The 2574-nt window shown below is 65.3% G+C and carries 3 protein-coding genes and 1 pseudogene; all 4 read right to left on the bottom strand.

Annotation, left to right across the window (positions count from 1 at the left end):
* A pseudogene (locus AAC083_RS16455) lies at nt 1-302 on the bottom strand (MMPL family transporter); the annotation flags it as partial.
* Nucleotides 303-352: 50 nt separating this feature from the next.
* Complete coding sequence (locus tag AAC083_RS16450; RefSeq protein ID WP_108537171.1) at nt 353-967, bottom strand: outer membrane lipoprotein carrier protein LolA; 615 nt, start codon at nt 965-967, stop codon at nt 353-355.
* Entirely contained in the window at nt 964-1389 is a 426-nt protein-coding gene (locus AAC083_RS16445) for an acyl-CoA thioesterase (protein WP_108537172.1), read from the bottom strand. Before AAC083_RS16445 ends, AAC083_RS16450 begins: the two co-directional genes overlap by 4 nt.
* Nucleotides 1390-1400: 11 nt before the next feature.
* A partial coding sequence (locus AAC083_RS16440; RefSeq protein WP_108537170.1) for an HAL/PAL/TAL family ammonia-lyase occupies nt 1401-2574 on the bottom strand: 1174 nt, incomplete at its 5' end.

Raw genomic sequence — 2574 nt, 5'->3', positions numbered from 1 at the left:
CCCTTGATATGGGAGAAGGCTGCTATCTGGTCGAGCTGTTTTACCCACAGATCGGCCGCCGCCTGTCCGTTCTGTCCGGCAGGCAGGCTCAGCATCCAGACCAGCTGGCGATCGAGCTGTTGCAGCAAGCCCTGCTGCAACGCCGGATCCAGATCGCTGCGGGATTCGTGGGGCAACAGATCCATCAGGCTGGTGTTGATGCGGCTGTGGGGCAGCTGCCAGGCCAGCACGGCCACCAGCAGCAGGCAGAGGCAGATCCAGATCGTGCCAAGCCGGCGCCAAGTGGTTTCAGATTGCAGCAAGGTAGATTCTCCCGGCCAAACCAAGGGCAGTGGCAGGGTGCGATGCGGGGCTAGTGGGTAGCAAAGCGGGCCTGCTCCTCAGGGGTCAGTGGCAGGGTTCGCTCCTGCCAGGCGCTGAAACGGATGCGGGTGCTGTCACCCTGCTTGTCGGCAATGACCAGCTCATCCAGTTGCCCTTGCCCGCTCAGGGTGAGACTGGCAAACACCTTGTCCAGCGGCGTCAGGGTCGGCACCAGCAGCAGCTGCCAGCCCGCCTCCGTGCTCTGAAAATCGATCTTGAAGTAGCGGCGCAGGGTCGCCTCGTCCGAGCCGAACAGCGCCAGCAACATCTGGCTGAATTCAAGCAGTTGCGGGCTGTCGATGACGGTGGCGGGCTGACCCGCTACCTGCTGCACCATGCGTTGCGGCGTCAGGGTCAGGGTCAGGGCAAAGGGCTGCTGCTGCTGCCACCAGAGACCCAGGTCACGCACCAGCAGCAGCTCGCCGGAGGCCTTGAGCGGCTGGCTCAGCCCCGCCACCTGTTTCTCCTGCTCGAAATGGGCCTGTCTGACCGGACTCAGGGTCAGCAGCTGCTGCACCTGGTCACGGCTCAGGGGGGCCGCCTGCAGCGGCAACGCCAGCAGCAGGGCCAGTCCGACCATCAGCCGGTTCAGAAGACAGCTCATTGGCTCACCCCCAGCTTGTCCAGCAGCACCTGGGGCGAGGCTAGGCACATCTCGCCGCTCGCCTTGCTCACCGCCACCTGGATGCTGTAGCCCTTGCTGGTGCGGGTGCCGCTCGCGGTATCGCTCAGCAGGTAGTCGATCTTCAAGCGGTTCTGGTATTCGGTCAGGGTGGCGCGCACCCGCACCCGCTGGCCGAAGCGCAGCGGTGCCAGGTACTTCATCCGGGTGTCTATGATCGGCCAGAGGTAGCCGGAGGCCTCCATCTGTGGGTAGTTGTAATCGATGAGGTCCAGCAGGGCGCAGCGGGCCAGCTCTATGTAGCGAAAGTAGTGACCGTGCCAGGCGACAGCCATCATGTCCACGTCGTGAAATGGGATGGTCACTTCCACTTCAGTGCTGATCTGCCAGGGTTCCAGCGCAATCCGGGTACGGCTCATAGCGAAGATTCCTGATAAAGGGGGTAGTGACGCTGACGGAGGCGGGCGATCAGCGCCCTGAGCTCCTGCTCCAGCGCCCTGTCTTCCAGCAGAGGCGCAAACTCGGCCCGCACCTGTTGCACCATATGGGCCAGGGCCGGACTGAGCGGGCGGCTGAAGGGTGTGGGCTGGGCCAGACGCAGCTCGACCCCCTGTACCGCCGCCAGCAAGCAGGCTGCCCCGACCTGCTCGGTCAGGGTCAGCACCCGCAGGGCATCGCGCGCCGCTATGGTGCCCATACTCACTTTGTCCTGGTTGTGGCACTCGGTGGAGCGGGAGAAGACGCTGGCGGGCATAGTCTGCTTGAGCGCCTCCGCAGTCCAGGCCGAGACGCCGATCTGCACCGCCTTGAAGCCGTGGTTGATCATCTGCCGCCCGGCCAGCGCTCCCGAGAGGTTGCTCGGCAGGCCGCCGTTGAACTTGGTGTCGACCAGCTGGGCCAGCTGGCGATCCAGCAGGTCCGCCAGATTGGCGATGGCCGTCTTCATGCTGTCCATCGCCATGGCGATGTGGCCGCCGTAGAAGTGGCCACCGTGCATCACATGCTCCCCATCCCCGTCGATCAGCGGGTTGTCGTTGGCGCTGTTGAGCTCGTTTTCGATGAGCTGGCGCCACCAGGGCAGGCTGTCGGCCACAACACCGATGACGTGGGGGGCGCAGCGCAATGAGTATCTGTCCTGCAGCCGGTCGCTGTGGCGCGGCAGCTCGCCGGCCACCAGATCCGATCTCAGCCAAGCCGCTATCCCCTGCATACCGGGGTGCGGCTTGGCGGCAAACAGCCGCTCGTCGAAGTGGAAGGCGTTGCCCCCCATGGCGACGCTCACCAGCGCCGTGATCCGGGTCGCCAGCCGCATCAGGTAGTCGGCGCGGGCGTAGGCGAGACAGGCCAGCGCCGTCATTACCGAGGTGCCGTTCATCAGCGCCAGGCCCTCCTTGGGTCTCAGGGTCAGGGGGGTGATCCCAAGCGCCCGATAGACCTCGGCGGCGGAACGCAGCGCGCCATCGTGATGGAGCTCGCGCTCCCCCACCAGCACGGCGGCGACGTAGGAGAGCGGCGTCAGATCGCCGCTGGCGCCGACGGAGCCCTCTTGTGGTATGCGCGGTATGAGATCCTGCTCCAGCAGCCAGCAG

The sequence above is a fragment of the Aeromonas sp. HMWF014 genome (assembly GCF_963878295.1).
Lineage (GTDB): Bacteria > Pseudomonadota > Gammaproteobacteria > Enterobacterales > Aeromonadaceae > Aeromonas > Aeromonas popoffii.
Note: the sequence above shows the minus strand (reverse complement) of the source record. Positions and strands in the feature narration are given on the sequence as shown.

What these genes read in the sequence shown, in the direction of transcription:
- AAC083_RS16450 (WP_108537171.1), bottom strand. Translation starts at nt 967, where the DNA reads ATGAGCTGTCTTCTGAACCGGCTGATGGTCGGACTGGCCCTGCTGCTG.